Raw genomic sequence first — 1,122 nt, 5'->3', positions numbered from 1 at the left:
ATATAATGGCGAAATGATGGAATGGCTTGCTAAAAATAACTACGATTGTACCGTCGTAACAACATTTCCCTATTATCCATATTGGAAGGTACAAGAGCCATATAAAAACCGCTGGTATAAAAAAGAGATAATAAATTACGAGGAAAGTAATTCTGTTTTAACTGTATACCGCTGCCCATCGTATGTGCCTGCAGGTCCAACTGGTAAGAAAAGAATGTTACAAGATATTTCCTTTTGGTCATCAATGTTGTGGGTCATTTTTAAGCTAATCATCAGTAGACAAAAATTTGATTTAATAGTTACTGTAGCACCGCCGTTTCATTTGGCATATTTAGGTTTAATACTCAGAAAATTCAATGGTGGTAAATTATTGTATCATATACAGGACCTGCAGATAGAAGCTGCTCAAGATTTAAACATGCTATCCAGTCAAAAATTTTTCGATCGTATTTATAAGATTGAAAGAGATATAATGCAAAAAGCTGATTACATAAGCAGTATTTCTGATGGAATGATGAGTAAAATAAAATCGAAAATTGGTGAGAAAGTTTACTTTTATCCCAACTGGTCTGATACAAGCTATTTTTTTCCACTTAACAATCGCGCAGAACTTAAAACTAAATGGGGGTATCGTGATAATGATTTTGTATTTCTGTATTCAGGTGCAATAGGAGAAAAGCAAGGCCTTGAAAACATCGTTGATGCTGCCGAGCATATGTTGCATATGGATCATATCAAGTTTATTATTTGCGGTACGGGGCCGYATAAAGAGAAACTTATTGAAGTTGCTAAAAGTAGGAATCTTTTAAATCTAATTTTTTTACCTGTGCAGGATAAAGAGGTATTTAATGAGTTTTTAAATATGGCTGACGTGCATTTAATTCTCCAAAAATCAAATGCGAGCGATTTAGTTATGCCATCGAAGCTCACTAATATTTTAGCAGTTGGCGGAGTTTGCCTGGTCACAGCCCCACAAGATACATCTTTATTTAAAGTGATTGATGGTTATCAATTAGGATATGTAATTGAACCGGAAAACACAGAATTATTGACTGCAACAATGGACGAGATAATTATTAACAAAAATTTGGATCACATACGTACATGTGCTCGCGCATATGC

The 1,122-nt window shown here is 34.5% G+C and carries 1 protein-coding gene; it reads left to right on the top strand.

Features of this window, described 5'->3' with window-relative positions; all coding sequences use genetic code 11:
• On the top strand, nt 1–1,122 hold a 1,122-nt coding region (locus AC1DPZ_RS27720), incomplete at both ends, for a WcaI family glycosyltransferase (RefSeq protein WP_477409593.1).

The organism is Mucilaginibacter sp. P4_G9, assembly GCF_056400985.1.
Note: the sequence above shows the minus strand (reverse complement) of the source record. Positions and strands in the feature narration are given on the sequence as shown.